Origin of the sequence: Bradyrhizobium sp. WSM1743 (assembly GCF_000473065.1) — a bacterium.
Lineage (GTDB): Bacteria > Pseudomonadota > Alphaproteobacteria > Rhizobiales > Xanthobacteraceae > Bradyrhizobium.
The window spans coordinates 1-17715 of sequence record NZ_AXAZ01000033.1; the positions used below are offsets into that span (position 1 = coordinate 1).

Sequence of the window (17715 nt, forward strand, 5' to 3'; positions counted from 1 at the left end):
GCCTTCGGCTTGTAGCCGCCCATCTGGCTAGGCTCAACGCTGCCGGTCTTCTCGACCCGCTGCATCCAGCCGATGGCTGTGCTGATCGCCACTCCAAATCGCTTGGCGGCCTGATTGCGGGACATCCCGCCCTTGATCGCGGCCACAACACGCTTGCGTAGATCCAGAGAATAAGGCTTGCCCATCCATGCTGGCCTCCGCCCAGCCAGCATGGTGAATCAGAAATACACTGATTTGGGAATCCCAAATCGATTCAAACTAACCCCATCCCGCTTTAGCCCGACGCACGGATGAATCTTCGCTCAGACTGGCTGGCGTGTCGGAACTGGCATCTGCCGTTCGTCTTGAATCCAGGCCACCCCAACGGAGTCCTGCGTGACCTGGCCCCGCGAGCCCAACTGGAAAGGCTTCCTGCGTCTGTCTCTGGTCACCTGCCCAGTGGCGCTCTATCCGGCCACATCGGAGAGCGAGAAGATCAGCTTTAATCAGCTCAACCGGCAGACGGGGCACCGCATCAAATACCTGAAGGTCGATGCCGACGCTGGCGATGAGGTTCCCAACGAGGACATAGGCAAAGGCTACGAGCTCGATAAGGGCCAGTTCATCGAGGTCACAAAGGGGAGCCGAGGAGGTCGCGCTGGAATCGACGCGCACGATGGAGATCGACGAGTTCGTCGACAAGTCTGACATCGAGCCGCGCTATCTGATCCGGCCCTACTATCTGCGCTCGACGGCGAGGTCGGGCACGACGCCTTCGCCGTGATCCGCGAGACCATTCCCGAGATGGACAAGGTCGCGATTGGGCGCGTGGTGCTGACCAACCGCGAGCACATCATCGCGCTGGAGCCGATGGACAAGGGCTTGGTCGGCACACTGCTGCGCTATCCATACGAGGTGCGCAGCGAGGAGGAATATTTCGATGAGATCCAAGATGTCAAAGTCACCAAGGACATGCTGGACCTCGCCTGGCAGATCGTGAACCAGAAGGCGAGGCGGTTCATCGACCTCATCCACCAGAAGCGTGCCGGCAAGCCGATCACGCCGAAGGAGTGGCCGGCATCGACAAACGTCGTCGACCTTATGGTGGCGCTGCGTCGGAGCGTGCGCGGCGAGGCCGCCGAGACCAAGACTCCAAAGAAGCCGGCGAGGAAGGGGAGGAAGGCGGCGGCCGGGCAGAAGGAAATGCTGATGCCGATTGCCGGCAAGAAGCCGGCAAAGAAGACCTCGGCTAAACCGCAGCGGAAGTCGGCCTAGGCGTCGTGATGGGTAACACTTCGCTCGCACGCGAGGAACGCGCGCGGCCCTCCGAACGTTCGAGCTGAAGGTAGCCGCACCCGCGCTTCCGAATTCGTTTCAAAGGAGGATAACATGAGATCGATCACAAGCGCCCTTGTGTTCGCTCTGGCGCTTTCCGCTCCGGCAGCACTTGCCCAAACTACGCAGCCAGACGTCTCAGGCGCGCCGAGCGCGCAGAACTCTGGTGCCGGCATCGCCGGTCAGCCCGGAAACAAGAGTGGCCCGGCCGCAAAGCCTGGCGAGACCGTCGGCTCCGGCTCGACGTCGAACCAGCAGAATCCGACCGTTCAACAGCAGGACACTTCGAACATTAAGGGCCTGCCGGGCAACAAGAGCGGACCGCCAGCGAAGAAGCCCAACAGCCAGTGACGTTGAAGCCGCGATCGTCGGAGCGTGGGCGGCGGCGCATCGGCCGAGGCCAGCCCTTCGGGCAAAGCGATTAAGAAGCTGCGCAAGGCGACTGCAGGTCAGAAAGGATATGCTGATGTCGATCGCCGGCAAAAAGCCGGCGAAAGAAGCGGTGGCGAAGGAGGCTGCCGCCAAGCCGCAGCGGACGACGGCCTGACGCCAGTGTAGGAGAGCCGCATGGACAATATGAAGGAAGCCTCGGCAATGACGGAAGCCTCCGGGCTGGTCGACGAGCAGGGGAGCATTGAGCAGACGTCGGGAGCGCGTCCGCGACCGCTCCACTCGCCTTCGCAGGAGACTGCGATGCGATGGGCCGACCGGCTGCGCGAGGCGACCGTCAAGGCGCCGCTGCAGTCGCTTGTCGTCGCGTTCCTGGTGGGAGTTTGGTTCGCCCGCCGGCGCTAGAGAGCCGGAGCCTGCACGCTTCATCGCCAGGAAGCTCGAGACTTTTCAGACGTCTCTGGGTTTCTGCGTCGCGGTTGCGGCGTCCTCGATGAAGGCGCCATTGCAGGCCCTGGACGCCGGCAGCAATCTTTTCCATTAGGCTGTCGCGAACGAGAGGAGGACCCCGACGTGGTCGCAGCGACGATATCCAGGCCAGGCGTAGTGGTCAGCGGCCGGCGGGTTCGAACGGACGCTTCGCCGAGCACTCCGATCTGCAGTCGGATCTGAGATCCGGTGAAACCAGGGCTCAGCAGAAAAAAGCGTCGCCCAAAGCCGGCGAGGCGAGCCGCCCGAGATCAGCGACCGGGATGCTCGAAGGGCTACCGCCGATTTCGAGAAGGAGCAGAAGCGGCGCGAAGCCGAGCGCCGGTGCGAAGCGCGAGAAGCTGACGGCCAAAGCGCAAGGCGCTGGACAAGGCCGAGCGCGACCATGCGAAGAGGGCGGCCCTTGGGCCGAGGCCGAAGCTCTGGAGGAGCGTTCACGCGCCGAGGACGACCTCTGGGAGAGGTAAGGGAGCGGCTGCAGGTCGCGCTGCGGCGCGCCCGGGACTAAGCATCGGGAGGACGAGCATAATCGTCGACGATGCCGCTCATTGGCTCAATCGAGGCGGAACCATCGATAGCCATAGCCATCAAGCGCGATTGCAGTGGCTTCGGCGGTGGGGTTCCGATCGTAAATTCGGTTACCAAATATATCGGTCAGCTTCCGTTCCTCCGGAATATCCCTGATTTCCGTGCTGCAGCTGGATTGTGACAAGTTGTTCAGCACGAGCAAGAATTTGCCCTCCCAAACGAAATGCTGGATCAGCACCGCGGGACAGTTGCTTTCGAGAACGGTGCATTCACCCCAGCCGATCTCCGGGCAGGACTGGCGCATTTCAACCAGACGCCGTAACCAATTGAACAGCGAGTCCGGGTCGCGCTGCTGGGCAGTCGCATTCACCCTGGCTGGTGCGTATTGGCCCTCGCGGATTACATGATGAAGCAAACGATGCCCCGGCCGCGTGGAGAATCCGCCGTCTTCGTCGTCGGTCCATTGCATGCACGTACGTACAGGCCATCGCTCCGGAAGCGTCAGATCGTCGCCCATTCCCAGTTCGTCGCCGTAGTAAATGACGGGTGTGCCAGGAAGACTGAACAGGAGGCTGAATGCCAGCTCGATGCGGCGACGGTCGTTTCCGAACATGCAGGCGAGCCGCCGCCGAATTCCCCGTCCGTAAAGTTGCATTTTGCGGGTAGGAGCGAATGCAGCATAAACTTCGTCGCGCTCTTCGGAAGTCAAACGGCCGAGGTCCAGCTCATCATGATTGCGGAGAAACTGGGCCCAGTGCGCGAATTGCGGCAATCGGGGGAGCTGGGTCATGCAGCGCCGTAGCGGTTCGGCACTTTCACGTGCAAGCGCAAGAAACAAGTGCTGATTCAACAAAAACGCAAATAGCATGTGAATCCGCGATCCATCTCCGAAATAATGCTGAAGCTCCGCGGGTTCTACGTTTGCTTCCGCCAGCAAGACAGCGTCACCTTTGCGCCAGGACAGGAAGTTGCGGAGCTCGGCGAAAAACTCGTACCGCCGCTTCGCCGGACGGTCCGGGCGTATTTCCTCCACGACGAACGGCGCAGCGTCGATCCGGAATCCCGATACACCGAGTTCAAGCCAGAAGCCGAAGATCCTGAAGATTTCGTCGCGGACGGCGGCGCAGGTTATGTTGAGGTCGGGTTGATGTTGGTAAAATCGGTGATAGTACCACGACTGCGCGCAGAGGTCGTAAGTCCATACGCTGAGTTGGACCCCGGAAAACACGACGCCCTCCGTGCTGTTTTCGGGTTCGCTGCTTGACCAGACGTAGTATTCCCGAAACGGCGACGACGGGTCGGCGCGAGCCTGCTGAAACCAGGGGTGCCTGTCCGAAGTGTGATTGATGGGAAGATCGACTATCAGCCGCAATCCTCGCAGTCGGGCCTGATGACTGAATTCGACGAAATCGCCCAACGTTCCGAGTGCCGGCGCGACGTTATAGTAGTCCGTGACATCGTAGCCGTGGTCCAGTCCGGGACTGGGATAAAATGGAAGCAGCCACAGGCAGTTTACGCCAAGCTGAGCGATGTGATCGAGCTGCTCGGTTAGTCCTTTGAAATCGCCGATTCCGTCTCCGTTGCCGTCTTTGTAAGTGGCCACGTTAAGACTGTAGATCACGGCATTCTTGTACCAGAGATCGAGCAAGCGCCGACTTCCTTTGCTGGCCGAGCGATCGAACGGCTTGCAGGTAACTGCAACTGAGGGCAGTCGTTCCGGGAATTCTTGGCAACGAGGCCTGGGGCGGCATGGCCGCTGGAGGTCGTCCAATTTTACCGAAGGCATTGTACGCGGCAGGCATGGAGTTGGACTCAAGGGTCCGAAGCGGAGCGGCGGAACGTTCTCCCGGTGCGGTAGTTGGTGGCGATAAATCGAGGTGGCCGATGAAAGCAGCACTCACGCGCCGCGGATCACGCCGACCCAAGAAAATCTCGGCCGGGACCTTTCTGGTGGTGATGTGCGCCGCGTTGCTGGTGGCGTGCTTCACGTCGCGAAGTGCCGCGGCGGGGTGAGACCACACCGATGCGGATCGCCCAAATTGCTCCCTTGGCCGAAAGCGTTCCTCCGAAGCTCTATGGCGGCACGGAAAGGGTGGTCGCCTGGCTCGTCGACGAACTCGTCGAGCTCGGCCACGCGGTGACCTTGTTTGCGAGCGGGGACTCCACCACGCGCGCGAAACTTCATCCGGTCTGGCCTCGTGCGTTGCGTCTGGGCCGTCCCCGCGTCGAATCTGGCCGCCGCAATTCTGCTTGAAGCGATCTCTCGGCGTGCCCGAGATTTCGACATCATCCATTCTCATATCGATTGGCTTCACCTGCCGCTGCTGACGCGCCTGGGAATTCCGTTCGTCACCACGATGCATGGGCGGCTGGATCTGCCCGGGATTCCCGAGGCGTTTCGTGAATTCCCCAATGCATGTTTCGTCTCGATCTCGGATGATCAGCGCATCCCGGTCAAAGGAGCCAATTGGTGCGGCACCGTCTACCACGGACTGCCAGTCAGTCAGTTACGTCCATCATATGAGCCAGGATCCTATCTGGCCTTTCTGGGGCGGCTCACAGCCGATAAGGGTCCGGAGGACGCAATCCGGATCGCCCGGGCCGCCGGAATGCCGCTGCGGATTGCGGCGAAGGTTCCGCGGGGAGAGGCGGCCTATTTCAAGAAGAATATCGAGCCTCAGATCGACGGAGCCGAGGTCCGGCTCGTGGGCGAGGTCGACGAGAGCAGAAAGCAGCCGTTTCTGTCGGGCGCTGCGGCCCTGCTGTTTCCGATCAAGTGGCCCGAGCCGTTCGGCCTGGTGATGATCGAGGCGATGGCCTGCGGCACGCCGGTGATCGCGTACCGGGCCGGCTCGGTGCCGGAGGTCATCGATCAAGCCATCAGCGGCTTCATTGTCGAAGGACAGGAGGAAGCGGTTCAAGCGGTGAAGCACCTGGCGCGGATCGACCGACGCATGGTGCGAGCGCGTTTCGAGGAGCGCTTCACGTCTGACCGGATGGCGCGTGCCTACGTGGGACACTATGAGCAGCTCGTGAGCATAGTCCCGCGGGCCACCGCCGCTCTTTGATCGGACAGATCGTCGAGACTGTTCTCGGGATCGCGCTGGTCGGCCTCACGTTGCGCGACGGGCTGGAGACGGTCGTGGTTCCAGGGGGAGCGGGAAGCTGACGGCACAAGCGCAACATTGAGCACCTGAGCCAGGTCAAGTCGGGCTGGACGGCATCGAAATTCCCGAGGTGGTGCCGGATGCGCTTATCGCGGAGCCCCGGAGTGCGGCGCTGCCACGACTTCATGAACGTGTTCGTCACCGACCACGCACTCCTGACCGCGTGTTTCGACGGTCCCTCCGAGCTGAGCACGAATTGAAACGCCGCTTTCCCGGGCGTGAAGTCCGCATGCTCGACATGAGCGCGATCCTCAACGGTGGCGGTGGAATTAGGTGTGACGCAGCCGGTGCCGATGTGAGCGCTCCGTCCATTGTTGGGTTACCGGGCAGAGGTATTCCTTCGTAGCCGTCGTGTAAGCGCCTCCCTACCAGTGACGCGGTCCGTCGCCATCACTCGGTTGGTTGGGCTTGAGCGGCCAAGCGCGACGGGACCATTTGGTATTACCGCAAGCTCAGCGAGACGTTCGATGCCGTCCTGCCGGGCGCGCCGGCTCGGCAACTCGCTCTGAGGGTTTTCATCTTTCCGCCTGATCAAATCGGCTCCGCGACGGGTCATCCCGACATTGGTCTTTGGACTGATCAGGTCCGACGTTCGCGATGATATCTCTTGTCTTGAAAACCCGCGGGTTCTGATGGATACTTGTTTCAAGTCCTTGGCCATCATTATTCCGAGGAAGACGATCATGGCGATCCAGATCGTGATGGATAGTACCGGCGACAGCCGTCACTTTTTCAATCCAGACGATGCACGAGAGCTCGCAAAGGCGGAGCGGCGGTTCTACGAACTGATCGACGCCGGCTTCACCGCGGCGGTCCGGACGGATCCGGATCAAGTATCGCAAATGCGAACGTTCGACCCCAACGCGGAAGAAACCGTCTTCCTCCCGAGGCTGGTCGGCGGGTGATCGGCCCACGCCATGTTCGGCTTCAGATCATCTCACTCGCGTCAAGGCCGGCGCGCGAGAGCTATTCGGGCCCTCTTCATCAGACACGGCGCCGAGAGAACTCCAGAGGGCCGCTCGCTACAGCTCTTGCGGGAGTGGCTATCGCCGGTCCAGCGCCTACAGTTCGCGGGAAGGGGCTATTTCGAAGTCATCGGTGGCGACACTGGCAGCAAATATCGGATCTACGCAGGCGCGTCGACGAACGTCTGCGAGGTGGATGAAAAGGGCCGGCCGACCCGCGGCCTGTGTTTCATGCCACGTGGTGATCTGCCAGTCGGAGATGTTATGCTTTCTCAAAAGATCGCGCTGGAATGCTGCGAGAGCCGCACGCTCGAGGTGGCCAGAAGGTTCGCACCAACAGGTTTCATGTTCCGGCGAAGCCGGCTCCTTGGTTGAGCCGCAACGTCCTCGCTTGGACATCGGCGAAAGATGTTGCGTAGCGGAGATTCAGGACGTGCTGAATTCAATCGGAACACCTGTGAGCCCCCGCATGAGAACAGCAACTAAGCTGAAAATTCGAGGCTAGTTGCCCTCGGTGTTAATCTGTGCTGCCTTCTCCTTCGAGAGGCTCCGACGTGGTCCCGACGGGGAGCATGAGGGCATGTTGCAGACGAGGCCAGTCGGTTCTTCCCCGAATGGAAGAACGGCGTTCTGCTTCAAGTCATTGGTTCGCGACGCAATCTCGCCCCGCGCCTGCGCGGCGTCGTATTCATCGGCGAGCCGTCGTTTTGAATGTCGAGGGCATCGGCTTGCGCACGGAAGGCGCCGGCTTCCGCCGGGCGCGCGTCGCGCAAACCGGCGCCTTGCAGTAAGCCTGATGGCGCTACGCGACCACCGAATGCAACTACGTCAGGGCCGCGCTCCTATTGCTTGCGAGAGGGACGCGATATCTTGTCGTCTCCTTAAGTTTGGATTGATCGTTTTGAGAACGCTGCAAATTTGATCGCGCTTCGGGTGGGGAGCTTGTTCATGTTTCAGGTGCGCCGCGTGCACCGAGGCGAGTGCCCCTGAGGTGGAGAAGTCCGTCGCCGATACTACAGCTGCGAGCAAAACCCGGCGGGGTCGTGTCCCAACTGATGGTGTAGCTCGGTAGAGCAAAGCCGCCCGCACGCGCGCCTCCAAACAGCGCCGTAGCGGGCGGGCGGCTTTGCGGTGGTCATCGATGATTCGCCGGTAGGGTCGGGTTGCTGACACCAACCTGATTCGAGGAACCACCGATGACCGACGAGATGATGAACCTCCGCACGCTCGTGGAGAAGACCCCCGATGCCGATCTGTTGCGCGAGATGATCGGCTTTGCCGCCCAGCGTCTGATGGAGCTGGAAGTCGAAAGCCAGACCGGGGCAGGCTACGGCGAGAAGAACCCCGAACGTCTGGCGCAGCGCAATGGACCGCGACCGGATCTGGGAGACCCGCGCCGGGGCGGTCGAGCTGCGCATCCCCAAGCTGCGCAAGGGCTCCTACTTCCCCGGCTTCCTGGAGCCCCGCCGCATGGCCGAGAAGGCGCTCACCGCCGTGGTCCAGGAAGCCTATGTGCAAGGCGTCTCGACCCGCTCGGTGGACGATCTGGTGCAGGCGATGGGCATGACCGGCATCTCCAAGAGCCAGGTGAGCCGGCTGTGCGGCGAGATCGATGACAAGGTGAAGGCCTTCCTCGCCCGTCCGATCGAGGGCGACTGGCCGTATCTGTGGATCGACGCCACCTACGTGAAGGTGCGCCAGCAGGGTCGCATCGTCTCGGTTGCGGTGATTGTTGCGGTCGGCGTCAACAGCGATGGCCGACGCGAAGTTCTCGGCATGGACATCGGTCCCTCCGAGGCCGAGCCGTTCTGGACGGCGTTCCTGCGCAAGCTCGCCCGCCGCGGCCTGCGCGGCGTCAAGCTGGTCGTGTCCGACGCTCATGAGGGCATCAAGGCCACCGTGGCCAAGGTGCTCAACGCCACCTGGCAGCGCTGTCGCGTGCACTTCATGCGCAACGCGCTGGCGCATGCCGGCAAGAGCGGCCGGCGCGTCGTCTCCGCCTTCATCGCCACCGCGTTCGCCCAGGATGATGCCGAAGCCGCGAAGACGCAGTGGCGCAAGGTCGCCGATCAACTTCGGCCCAAGCTGCCCAAGCTTGCCGGCTTTCTCGACGACGCTGAGACCGATGTGCTCGCCTATATGATCTTCCCGCCACAGCATCGGACCAAGCTGCACTCGATCAATCCGATCGAGCGCCTCAATGGCGAGATCAAGCGGCGGACCGAAGTGGTCGGCATCTTCCCCAACGAGGACGCCATCGTTCGCCTCGTCGGTGCGATCCTGCTCGAGCAGAACGATGAATGGGCCGTCCAGCGTGCCCGCTACATGACGCTGGAAACCATCGCGCCGTTGAGCGATGATCCAACCGTCAGCCTTCCGGCTATCGCCAGCTGACCGATCCGGCTCTTGCCGGCGAACGTGGTGAACTCCACTCAGCTACACCACGCTACGGAACACGATCCCCGCCGCCGCGAACGACAACGCCGAAAACACGCACTGGCCGCTCATTCCATTTCCTGACGGTTGGTACGCTTGGTACGCGACGTCTTGAAACACGGTCGAGATCGGCGCCTAGCGCCTTCGCGCAGGTCGCGTCGGGGGCGATGGATGCCGCCGAACGGCCGCTTTTGGCGGCCGTGTCGACCGTGAAGCGGTTAGACTTCTCAACCTGAGAACTCTTTCAACGCCCGCGCCCGGTCGCGCCGTGCTTCGTCTGCGGATGCAGGGCTCCATAAGCCGCCTTCCGCTTCGCGATCAGCTTCGCGCGTTGCGCGAAAGGGCACCGAAATTTGCCGAGAATAGGAACACTGTTCGCTGCCGCGAGGTTCTTCCGCATCATAGGCCGGCATTGCGGAGTTTTCTGCCATGGCTACCCAGATCGTGATGGACCACACGGGCGACAGCAGACACTTTTTTGACCAAACTGATCCGGAGGGGCTAGCAAAGGCTGAGCGCCGCTTTCGCGAGTTGACCGGCCAAGGATTTACCGCTGCCTCTCGGACGGCGGCCAGCGATCTCAATGTCGTGCGGACATTTGATCCGACTGCGGACGAGACGCTGTTCTATCCGCGCCTCGTCGGCGGGTAGACATTTTGCGGCGCAGCGAATGTTTCTATTCAGACGGAGTGGCGTCGGTAACAGGGCGAGTGTGCACGCTCTGCGTACGCTCTATCGTAGCTTCTTCGAAGAATGTGGACCGGAAGCGCGTGCGCGTCGTCTTCTGCGCGAATGGTTGTCTCCCGATCAGCGCGCGCAGTTCGATGCCGAAGGCTATTTCGAAGTCACTGGCTCTCACACCGGCCGCCGATATCGAGTTCACTATGGTACCGTGAGTAATGTTGTGCAGGTCGACGAAGCCGGACAGCCTGAGACCGGCTGGTGTTTCGTTCCCGAAAGCGCTCTGGCGGCCGGCGATGTCATGCTCGCCCAGAAAATAGCGCTCGAAACCGACGAAATGGCCGTCCTTTCGCTTGCCAATAGGGTTTCTCCGAAAGACCGGCTAGTGGTGCGCCGGGCCTACTGAGGCTGCTCGTGGGCGGGGCCGCCGACGAATGCCGGCGACCCCTTGCCGCGAAGGCGTCAGTACGCGAAACAAGGACGACTTCGCGACTGCATCCAGCATCGGCGCCGCCGCCGGCGAGCGCAACGAGATGCAATCGTTAGTGTTACTTGGATGGTTTAATGACCGCCGGTCGCTTTGCTGCTGGGTTGCGAGAGATGATCGCCTTCACCTTCTTCAGCGTCTCTGCAAACTCAGATCGGAGATACTGTTCGTGCTTCGGGTCTGTAGGCTCCGAGAGGAATGCAATCTTCACGAGGAAGCGGTTCAGTAGCGATGCTATCGCAAGGTTGTCTGAGTGTTGCGAGCGCAAGGCCGTGAGCTGCCGGCGCATCTCCATGAGATCGAGCTGTTCGTGGTCCGGCTGCTTTTTCAAACGAACGGCCTGCAACAAACGAAGCGCCGCGTCGAATATGTTGGCGCGACGACTTCGCCTTTGGTGGACCCGGACGGGTAATGTCCGGCGCGCAAAAGGTAACGCTTCGCAGCGACCCTGCAATCGAGTTGCAGAATTAAGCTTGATGCAGCGAGATCAGGTTAATTCTGGAACAGCCGTGTTGCTATAGCTCCCGATCCATCGCCGGATGGTTGCGGTTCTTCACCTTGATCCAGTGCTTCTGGCGGCCGCCACGGTACGGCCGATCGCGATGCTTTGAGACCAGCCCTTCAAGGCCCATGCGACAGGCGGCCCGGAATAGCTCATGGCCGATCTCGCCGCGTTCAAACGGCGCTACCGTGATGCCGTCCGGGCGCCGCGCCAGCTGTTGGCTCCAGGTTGGCCTTGCGCATGTGGAGCGGGAATAGGCGCGGTCTTCGCTGTCGGGCGACGTGGAAAATTGACCCCCTGACGACACGAGGAATTGACCCCCTCGCGACACGGTCAGAACGGGGGTTTTATGCAGCGACTCAGTTCAGGTCCTCTGCGGTTCAAAGATCCGCGGAGGGAGGCCATGCTGGAGCCGGACGAGGTTTCGGCGATACTCCGGCTCAACCAGCTGGGGTGGGGTAGTAAACGGATTGCGCGGGAGCTCGGGATTAGCCGCAACACGGTGAAGGACTACGTGGCGGCCGGCGGCTGGACGCCGTATCGGCAGCCGCACCGCAAAGGCACTCGATGGCCAGGAGATCTGGCTCAAGGAGCGCCTACGGCAGCACCACGGCAATGCCGACGTGATCCGCCAGGAGCTGGCAGCCGAGAAAGGTATCATCGTCAGCCTGCGCACGGTCGAGCGGGCCGTCCAGCGCTATCGCCAGGAGGTTGCGGCCGAGGCGCGTGCGACGGTGCGGTTCGAGACACCGCCCGGCAAACAGCTGCAGATCGATTTTGGCGAGCGGCTGGTCGAGATCGGCGGTAGCAAGGTTCGCGCCTACCTGTTCGTCGCCACGTTGGGCTACTCGCGCCGGCACCATGCAAGGGCATTCCGCAACGAACGGCAAGAGAGCTGGTTCGATGGCTTGGAAAGCGCCTTCGTGAAGTTTGGCGGCGTGCCCGAGGAGGTGCTGTTCGACAATGCGCGTGCGCTGGTCGTGGAACACGATGCCGCGACGCGCACCGTCGTGTTTAATGACAAGCTGACCGCGTTTGCCAAGCACTGGGGCTTCCGGCCACGGGCCTGCGCGCCATATCGAGCCCGCACCAAGGGCAAGACCGAGAATGGCGTCGGCTACGTCAAGCGGAATGCGGTCGCCGGCCGCACCTTCCCGAGCTGGGAGGCCTTTGAGGCGCACCTTGAGGCTTGGACGTGGGAGATCGCCGACCTACGCCAGCATGGCACGACGGGCGAAGTACCGATTGAGCGCTTCAGGCGCGCTGAGGCGCATGCGCTGAAGCCCATCGCCGGGAGGCCGCCCTTCCAGGCCGCACGTGAACTGATCCGTCGCGTGCGAGCCATTGTCCCCGACCGCCTGAGCGATATGCTGACGCGCCTGAAGCTGACGGCTGTCCGCGACCAGCTGGATGGGCTGTTGGATGAGGCCGGCCGGCAAGAGCTGAGCCTACGCGAGACCCTGGTGCTGCTGTGCGAGCGCGAGATCGCCCGCAAGGATGAGCGGCGCGTCGAGATGACGCTCAAACTTGCTCGCTTCCCGTTCGTTCGCGATCTGTCGGGCTTCGACTTCTCGGCCCAGCCCTCGCTGGATCCCAAGCAGATACGTGAGCTTGCGAGCGCCCGCTGGATTGCCAATGGCGAGAACGTGCTGCTGCTTGGGCCACCTGGCGTCGGCAAGACCCATCTTGCGGTCGCTCTTGGTCGCGAAGCGATCCTGGCTGGGCATTCCGTTCAGTTCGTCGCAGCCACGACTGTCGTTGCGCAGCTTGCTAAAGGTCACGGCGAAGGGCGGCTCGAGGAGCGACTCGCGCAATTTGCCAAGCCAAAGCTCTTGATCATCGACGAGCTCGGGTATCTGCCCTTTGAACCCAATGCCGCGCATCTGTTCTTCCAGCTCGTTAGCCGTCGCTATGAGAGAGGCGCGATCCTGCTGACCAGCAACCGCAGTGTCGGCGAGTGGGGCTCGGTCTTCAGCGACCCCGTGGTTGCCACCGCGATCCTTGATCGTCTGCTGCACCACAGTCACGTTATCACGATCCGCGGCGACAGCTATCGCTTGAAGGAGAAGCGCCGCAGCGGACTGCTGCAGAAGCCCGCTGCACCAGAAGCCAAATCGGAGAAGAAGTCGTGAAGCAAGCCGCTCGCTCGCTACAGCGCTATGACGGGCGCGCTTCGCGAGCGGCTTGCTACAGTCCTGCAAACAACAAGGGGGTCACTTCCTCATGTCGCTGCGGGGTCAAATCCGGACGTCGCTTGACACTTCGCCGGCCGCCGCGAGAAGGTAGGACCGGAAAACGGCCGCGAGAGAACTCGGCCCCAATTGATTTGAGGCCGCCCCTCCAAGGCGGCTTCGTCGTTCCTTCGGAAAGATTACCGGCCCTAGTCGCGGTCGTGGTGGTGATGGTGTTCGTGGTGCTCGTGCCGGACGCCTCCACCTCCGGAGTGCGCAATGGCGTTCGACGTGAGAGAAGTGGAAAGCAGCATGGGCATGGCAGGTGGGGTGACCGCTGCGAATTTTCCGCAGGTCGTCAGAAATTCACGGCGCGGTCTTCGTCTTCCGAGGGCATGGCGTCCATCCTACGATTTGTTTGCGCGGCTAAATTAAATACCCAAAATTAAATAAATTAGAAGTTGTAAATAGGTTCCAATGAGGCGCGCGGCCGCGCCTTAGTTTGTCAGCTTCTGGCCCACTCTGCCCTCGGATGGTCCCTGACCGCAGGGCTACTGCGGGGATTCCTAGCTCGCTTCGCGGCCCGTCAACGTCATTAGGGCGTGGCCCGCTACGACCCGGAGATCTCCTAGTGTGGTCTTGCCGGACCGCGCGGCTGCAATCAGTTGTTCTGCAATGTATTTGCGAGTTTTGTGGTCGCCGCCGTGATGCGGCAGCTCACGGCAGGTTTCTTCCAGCACCGTAATCAGATTTGCTTGTGTGCGATCGTTGAACTCACTCATGATCCACCCCCCTCCTTGAGGGAGCCAAATGCTATGCCTGATTTTCCCGGCCCTCTCCGGTGTGTTCCCTATACGTGTGGGCGCAGACAGTCCTCTCCTGGGCTTTCTGCACCCTCTCTTGGAGCTTCTGGAGCTCAGCAAGCTGGCGAACGAGCACCTGAACGCGTTCGCGCAGAACGGTCGCACAATCATAGTCCTGACGAAGCTTTGTGAGGCGCTTTTCAAGTTCGCTCTTCAGTGCAATTAGCCTCACGGTGAGAACTTCATCGAGGTTTGTGTGAAGGGCCCACAACCGGTCAATGGACATGCCCTTCAATTGCCGCCGGTCCATGATGAAGCGCTCCTCCACCTGCTTCGAGCCGGCCCCCAGCTCCTACGGCGCCCGGAGGGGTGGGATGACCACCTATTGTATTTGGGAGCTCGAACGCCAATGGGTTCCATTCTAGCAATTAAATTGAGCGTATTCCATTTAATTTATTTATTTCTATTTATATCTTCATTTAATTGAGAATAGTGCCGTGAAAACAAGAGCTTATAGTCTAGAGACGCGGCGCGGTGATCTGCTCGGATGCGGCGGTCCTTGACCGGCTCGACGCTGACGGCGAGCTGGACCAGCTGACGCGCAGCTGCTCCGGCGTGGCAAAGGGGCGGGCTTCGGTCATCTTCACCACCGCACTGCTCCCGTCTTCTGCGCGGCGTAGAGGTGAGCCCTGTGAGGGTAGCTCTCGCCCGGCTCCCAGCTGTCGAATACGGCCCGCACGGGCAGCGCATCAGGGTGCTCTGTCGTTCGCTGGGAAGCTTCTCGCCGCGGGCGCGCTTGCCGACCGCCGATTACCAATTCGCTAACCAATTCAGGCAGGCTCTGGACCATTCAAAGGCTGGAAATCGGCGGCCTTGCGTCCTCAGAGTCTGACTCAAAATAGGTCATTGGCATATCAGGATCTCGCGAGGCGACGGGATAGCAGGCGGATGCTCGCGATCAGAACCCAAGCTTCCGCGCTTGCGATGGTTGCTTCGAAGTCTTTGGCGAGCCGTCGATTGCGTCCGAACCAGGCAAACGTAGAGACGAGGTGATCGAGCAGAGTGGCGACTTCCGCTCATGGCCCCAAGCAGCCGTTGAACAAGGTCCGCTATTCCACCGCTGTCAGCGGGCTAGCAGACATTCGTCCCCATCCGGCAATCATTGGGCCGCGCCACAACAACTAGACTTTAGCGCAGCGCCATGTGCGCCCCACAGGTCCAGCCTTCGCAAATCGCCTTGCTCTCCCTAGCTTGGAGGGCATGGCACTATTCTTCCGGCGAAAATCACCCATGGAAAAACTCGAAGCCGAACTGGCCTCGCTGCGCGCGCGCGCCGAGACCTTGAGCAGCCGTCATGCGGCTGCTGACGCAGAGTTCTCTGACGCAAAGTCAAAGCTCCAGCGTCACCACCTCGAAGCCGATCTCAATGCGGACGAGAAGCGCGCACGACGTTGGAGACCGCGCTCGCCGCCTGCACCGTGTCCCGCGACGGCTACGCCGATGCGCTCGCGGAGGTGCAGACGAAGATTGCCGACGCCGAACAGAAGCTCGCTGCCGAGCGCTCCACCCTCGAACGCAAGATGGCGAGCGAAAAGCTGGCGCGTGACCTCGATGCGGTTGAGCGGGCGCTGCCGGATTATCTGGCGGCTGGCAAGCGCTTTGCCGACGCTCTGGAGACACTTCACTTCCACCATGAGAGCGGTGCAATGGCGCGCTTTGTCGGCAACACCGCGACGCAGGTCGAGGTCGCCGCCGGTTTTGCGCTCGTTGAGCTGCGCGGCATGGTGGACGCGATCCGTGACGGCGTTACGCCGATCCCGGCGGCCAAGCCGGTCTCCGCTTCTGTGTCGGTGCCGGAACCGGCCGCGCCCACTATGTCAGTGTTCATGCTGAAGTCCGCGAAGTACCGGGACCATGACGGCCGCTCCCGCTTCGCCGGGCAGTTCGAAGATGCCATCATGCCCGTGGCGACTGCGCAGCGTGCGCTGCGCCTGCGCGTGGCGATCCTGTGACGGATCCGCGCCGCGCCCAGCCCCGTGGCTCGCGCGGCGGCGACTTCAATCCGAAAGCGCCCGATGTCGTCGATCTCGACGCGCTCGAGGAGCATAGCGGCACCGCCCCCGACACCTCCGACGCTCTGCGCGCTGCTAATTTCCGTTTGGTTGACCGCGGCGCGACGCGCACGGGCACGATTTCGGTGACGCGCCTGTGAGCCGCAAAGCCGCACCGCCGGGGTGGGAACCCCACCGGATCACACATCGGCTCGATGGCTGGGTCATCGATCTGCAAGACGAGCACCACATCCCGGCCGCCGTGGAGATGATTGCCCGCGCGATGCCGCGACCGGGCGACGGCGTTGTCGCGGCTACCCGCGCCCGCATGCTGGCGCGGCACAGGAAGGTTTTAGGCGATGTCTGAGGAGAACCCGACCGAGGTCGGCAACGATCCGTATGCAACATCTGTCGGCGGGCCGGGGGCCGCTGCTCATGTCGATGGTGGTGACAACGGCAGCGGCCCCGATGCAGACGCCGGCGAGTACAACAACCTGCTCGCCAAGCTCGCTCGCACGTACGACCAGGACTGCCAGATCGCCACTCACGAGGCGGGCCACATCGTCGCTGCGCGCCTGCTCGGCCATCCGCTGGGCGGTGCGACGGTGGACCCGGGACCCGGCTATGAAGGCCGCGTATGGGGCGAGGGTCACGAGGAGGCGTTCGCGGACGGTCGCGGCGATGCCTCCGATGTTCGGGAGGCCATCGCTCCTGTGATGCCCAAACCGGGCGAGGACATCAGTTCCGTCTCTGACGTATTCGCGAATGTGTATAGCCATTGCATTGAGCTGACAGCCGGCCGGGCTGCCGAACGTATGTTGTTGGGCGATGACGACAGCCGGTCTGCTCTCGATGATCTGCGGCAGGCGCGTGAGCTGGCGCTGCTCATCTGCAAGAGCGAAGATGCCATCGAGAGCTTCCTCGCGCATTGCGACATCGCGGCGCGTGATTTGCTGATGCCCTATGGTGAAGTGCTGATCACGTTGTCCATCGTGTTGCGGGTCAAGCGCACGCTGGACGGTGCTGAGATCGATGAAATTATTCGCGATGTGGAGGTGCGCAAGTCATTGGCGATGGAGCAGCGGCGCCGGGCCGATTGGCGGAATGCCGAGCTGGCGGCCGAGCGGTTTCGTGCCTCATGTGATGACGCTGATGCCGCAGCGGTGACACGTTCTGCACTAGATCGCGTGCGGTAATCGGCGACATCAAGGGATCGTAGGGCACGGCGGATGTAACCTGCCTGACGATCTTGAAGGGCCCCGACGTGCAACATCGTCGGGGCCTTTGTTATGATCTATATCGTCTAACCAGAGGATGAGCGAATACCGAGGGCGAGACGGAAAAAGACCGCCCGCAGGCGGTCTTTTCAGTGCAAGGCAGCGGGCCACAATAGATTGGGATCAAACGCACTCGGCCCGAACTGATCACAGCTAACCATCGTTCAATGAGCGCTGCTTCACAAATATAGTTGCAGTTCTGAAATGGAGCGAAGGGCGCTTGCTGCTTAAGAATGTCCGGCGCGCTTCTAGCGCAGCATCGCTGATTTCGCGGGGACAAAGAAAAACGGCTCCAGTTGTGGGACTGGAGCCGTGACCTTCCTAAAGAGCGCCTCGACTTTGGGGGGCTTGGAGGGCTCGACATTATCCTGCGCTTAGCGTTGCTCGGTCGTCAACCCAGAAGCCAAGACGAAAAGTAAGACGATTGCGCTGTCATCATGGACCGTCGAACAGC

The 17715-nt window shown here is 61.6% G+C and carries 15 protein-coding genes and 5 pseudogenes; 14 read left to right on the forward strand and 6 right to left on the reverse strand.

Annotated features, from left to right (window positions below):
- Nucleotides 1-185: IS630 transposase-related protein (locus tag YU9_RS41900; protein ID WP_036017632.1), on the reverse strand; the 185-nt coding region annotated here is incomplete at its 3' end.
- Between the two features lie 253 nt (nt 186-438).
- On the opposite strand from YU9_RS41900, the pseudogene YU9_RS41905 reads away from it, so the two are divergent.
- The 3 genes and pseudogenes from YU9_RS41905 (at nt 439) to YU9_RS0119910 (ending at nt 2109) form a co-directional block, all read left to right on the forward strand.
- Nucleotides 439-1254, forward strand: a pseudogene (locus YU9_RS41905) (Ku protein).
- 114 nt (nt 1255-1368) lie between these two features.
- Entirely contained in the window at nt 1369-1665 is a 297-nt protein-coding gene (locus YU9_RS0119900; RefSeq protein ID WP_027574407.1) for a hypothetical protein, read from the forward strand.
- A gap of 216 nt (nt 1666-1881) precedes the next feature.
- Entirely contained in the window at nt 1882-2109 is a 228-nt protein-coding gene (locus tag YU9_RS0119910) for a hypothetical protein (RefSeq protein ID WP_027574408.1), read from the forward strand.
- Nucleotides 2110-2746: 637 nt separating this feature from the next.
- Here the strand turns inward: YU9_RS0119910 and YU9_RS0119920 are convergent.
- On the reverse strand, nt 2747-4369 hold the full coding sequence (locus YU9_RS0119920) for an alpha-amylase family protein (RefSeq protein ID WP_027574409.1): 1623 nt from the start codon (nt 4367-4369) through the stop codon (nt 2747-2749).
- Between the two features lie 375 nt (nt 4370-4744).
- Here YU9_RS0119920 and YU9_RS41910 point away from each other — a divergent pair.
- From YU9_RS41910 to YU9_RS0119960, 5 genes and pseudogenes are all read left to right on the forward strand, one after another.
- Nucleotides 4745-5789: pseudogene (locus YU9_RS41910) on the forward strand (glycosyltransferase family 4 protein).
- Nucleotides 5790-6571: 782 nt separating this feature from the next.
- Entirely contained in the window at nt 6572-6793 is a 222-nt protein-coding gene (locus YU9_RS0119930) for a hypothetical protein (protein ID WP_027574410.1), read from the forward strand.
- 1256 nt (nt 6794-8049) lie between these two features.
- Nucleotides 8050-9247, forward strand: a pseudogene (locus tag YU9_RS41915) (IS256 family transposase).
- Between the two features lie 471 nt (nt 9248-9718).
- Nucleotides 9719-9940, forward strand: a complete 222-nt coding sequence (locus tag YU9_RS0119955; protein WP_027574412.1) for a hypothetical protein — start codon at nt 9719-9721, stop codon at nt 9938-9940.
- Between the two features lie 19 nt (nt 9941-9959).
- Nucleotides 9960-10376, forward strand: a complete 417-nt coding sequence (locus YU9_RS0119960; RefSeq protein WP_027574413.1) for a hypothetical protein — start codon at nt 9960-9962, stop codon at nt 10374-10376.
- Nucleotides 10377-10518: 142 nt separating this feature from the next.
- Here the strand turns inward: YU9_RS0119960 and YU9_RS0119965 are convergent, their stop codons facing one another.
- Entirely contained in the window at nt 10519-10806 is a 288-nt protein-coding gene (locus YU9_RS0119965) for a hypothetical protein (protein ID WP_027574414.1), read from the reverse strand.
- 502 nt (nt 10807-11308) lie between these two features.
- Between YU9_RS0119965 and istA the strand changes: the two are divergent.
- Together istA and istB are read left to right on the forward strand one after the other, a co-directional pair.
- Nucleotides 11309-12302: pseudogene (istA, locus tag YU9_RS45905) on the forward strand (IS21 family transposase); the annotation flags it as partial.
- A gap of 24 nt (nt 12303-12326) precedes the next feature.
- On the forward strand, nt 12327-13091 hold the full coding sequence (gene istB, locus YU9_RS0119975) for an IS21-like element helper ATPase IstB (RefSeq protein ID WP_036017638.1): 765 nt from the start codon (nt 12327-12329) through the stop codon (nt 13089-13091).
- Nucleotides 13092-13696: 605 nt separating this feature from the next.
- On the opposite strand, the gene YU9_RS0119980 is transcribed toward istB, so the two are convergent.
- The 3 genes and pseudogenes from YU9_RS0119980 to YU9_RS47890 form a co-directional block, all read right to left on the reverse strand.
- Nucleotides 13697-13912 carry a hypothetical protein gene (locus YU9_RS0119980; RefSeq protein WP_051380439.1) on the reverse strand — a complete coding sequence of 72 codons (216 nt, stop codon included), beginning with the start codon at nt 13910-13912 and terminating at the stop codon, nt 13697-13699.
- 31 nt (nt 13913-13943) lie between these two features.
- A complete protein-coding gene (locus YU9_RS44665) occupies nt 13944-14243 on the reverse strand; it encodes a hypothetical protein (protein ID WP_156951996.1) in 300 nt (99 codons plus the stop codon).
- Between the two features lie 604 nt (nt 14244-14847).
- A pseudogene (locus YU9_RS47890) lies at nt 14848-14973 on the reverse strand (IS5/IS1182 family transposase); the annotation flags it as partial.
- Nucleotides 14974-15384: 411 nt separating this feature from the next.
- Between YU9_RS47890 and YU9_RS49100 the strand changes: the two are divergent.
- From YU9_RS49100 to YU9_RS49110, 4 genes are read left to right on the forward strand one after another with little or no spacing between them, the layout of a single operon-like run.
- Complete coding sequence (locus tag YU9_RS49100) at nt 15385-15945, forward strand: hypothetical protein (RefSeq protein WP_027574417.1); 561 nt, start codon at nt 15385-15387, stop codon at nt 15943-15945.
- Nucleotides 15942-16145 (forward strand): hypothetical protein, encoded by a 204-nt coding sequence (locus YU9_RS49105; RefSeq protein WP_027574418.1) that lies wholly within the window; start codon nt 15942-15944, stop codon nt 16143-16145. The genes YU9_RS49100 and YU9_RS49105 overlap by 4 nt, the downstream gene beginning before the upstream one ends.
- The gene (locus tag YU9_RS0120000; protein ID WP_027574419.1) at nt 16142-16351 is read left to right on the forward strand and encodes a hypothetical protein; all 210 of its coding nucleotides are present in this window, start codon (nt 16142-16144) and stop codon (nt 16349-16351) included. The genes YU9_RS49105 and YU9_RS0120000 overlap by 4 nt, the downstream gene beginning before the upstream one ends.
- Nucleotides 16344-17180, forward strand: a complete 837-nt coding sequence (locus YU9_RS49110) for a hypothetical protein (protein ID WP_027574420.1) — start codon at nt 16344-16346, stop codon at nt 17178-17180. The genes YU9_RS0120000 and YU9_RS49110 overlap by 8 nt, the downstream gene beginning before the upstream one ends.
- Nucleotides 17181-17715: the final 535 nt, after the last annotated feature.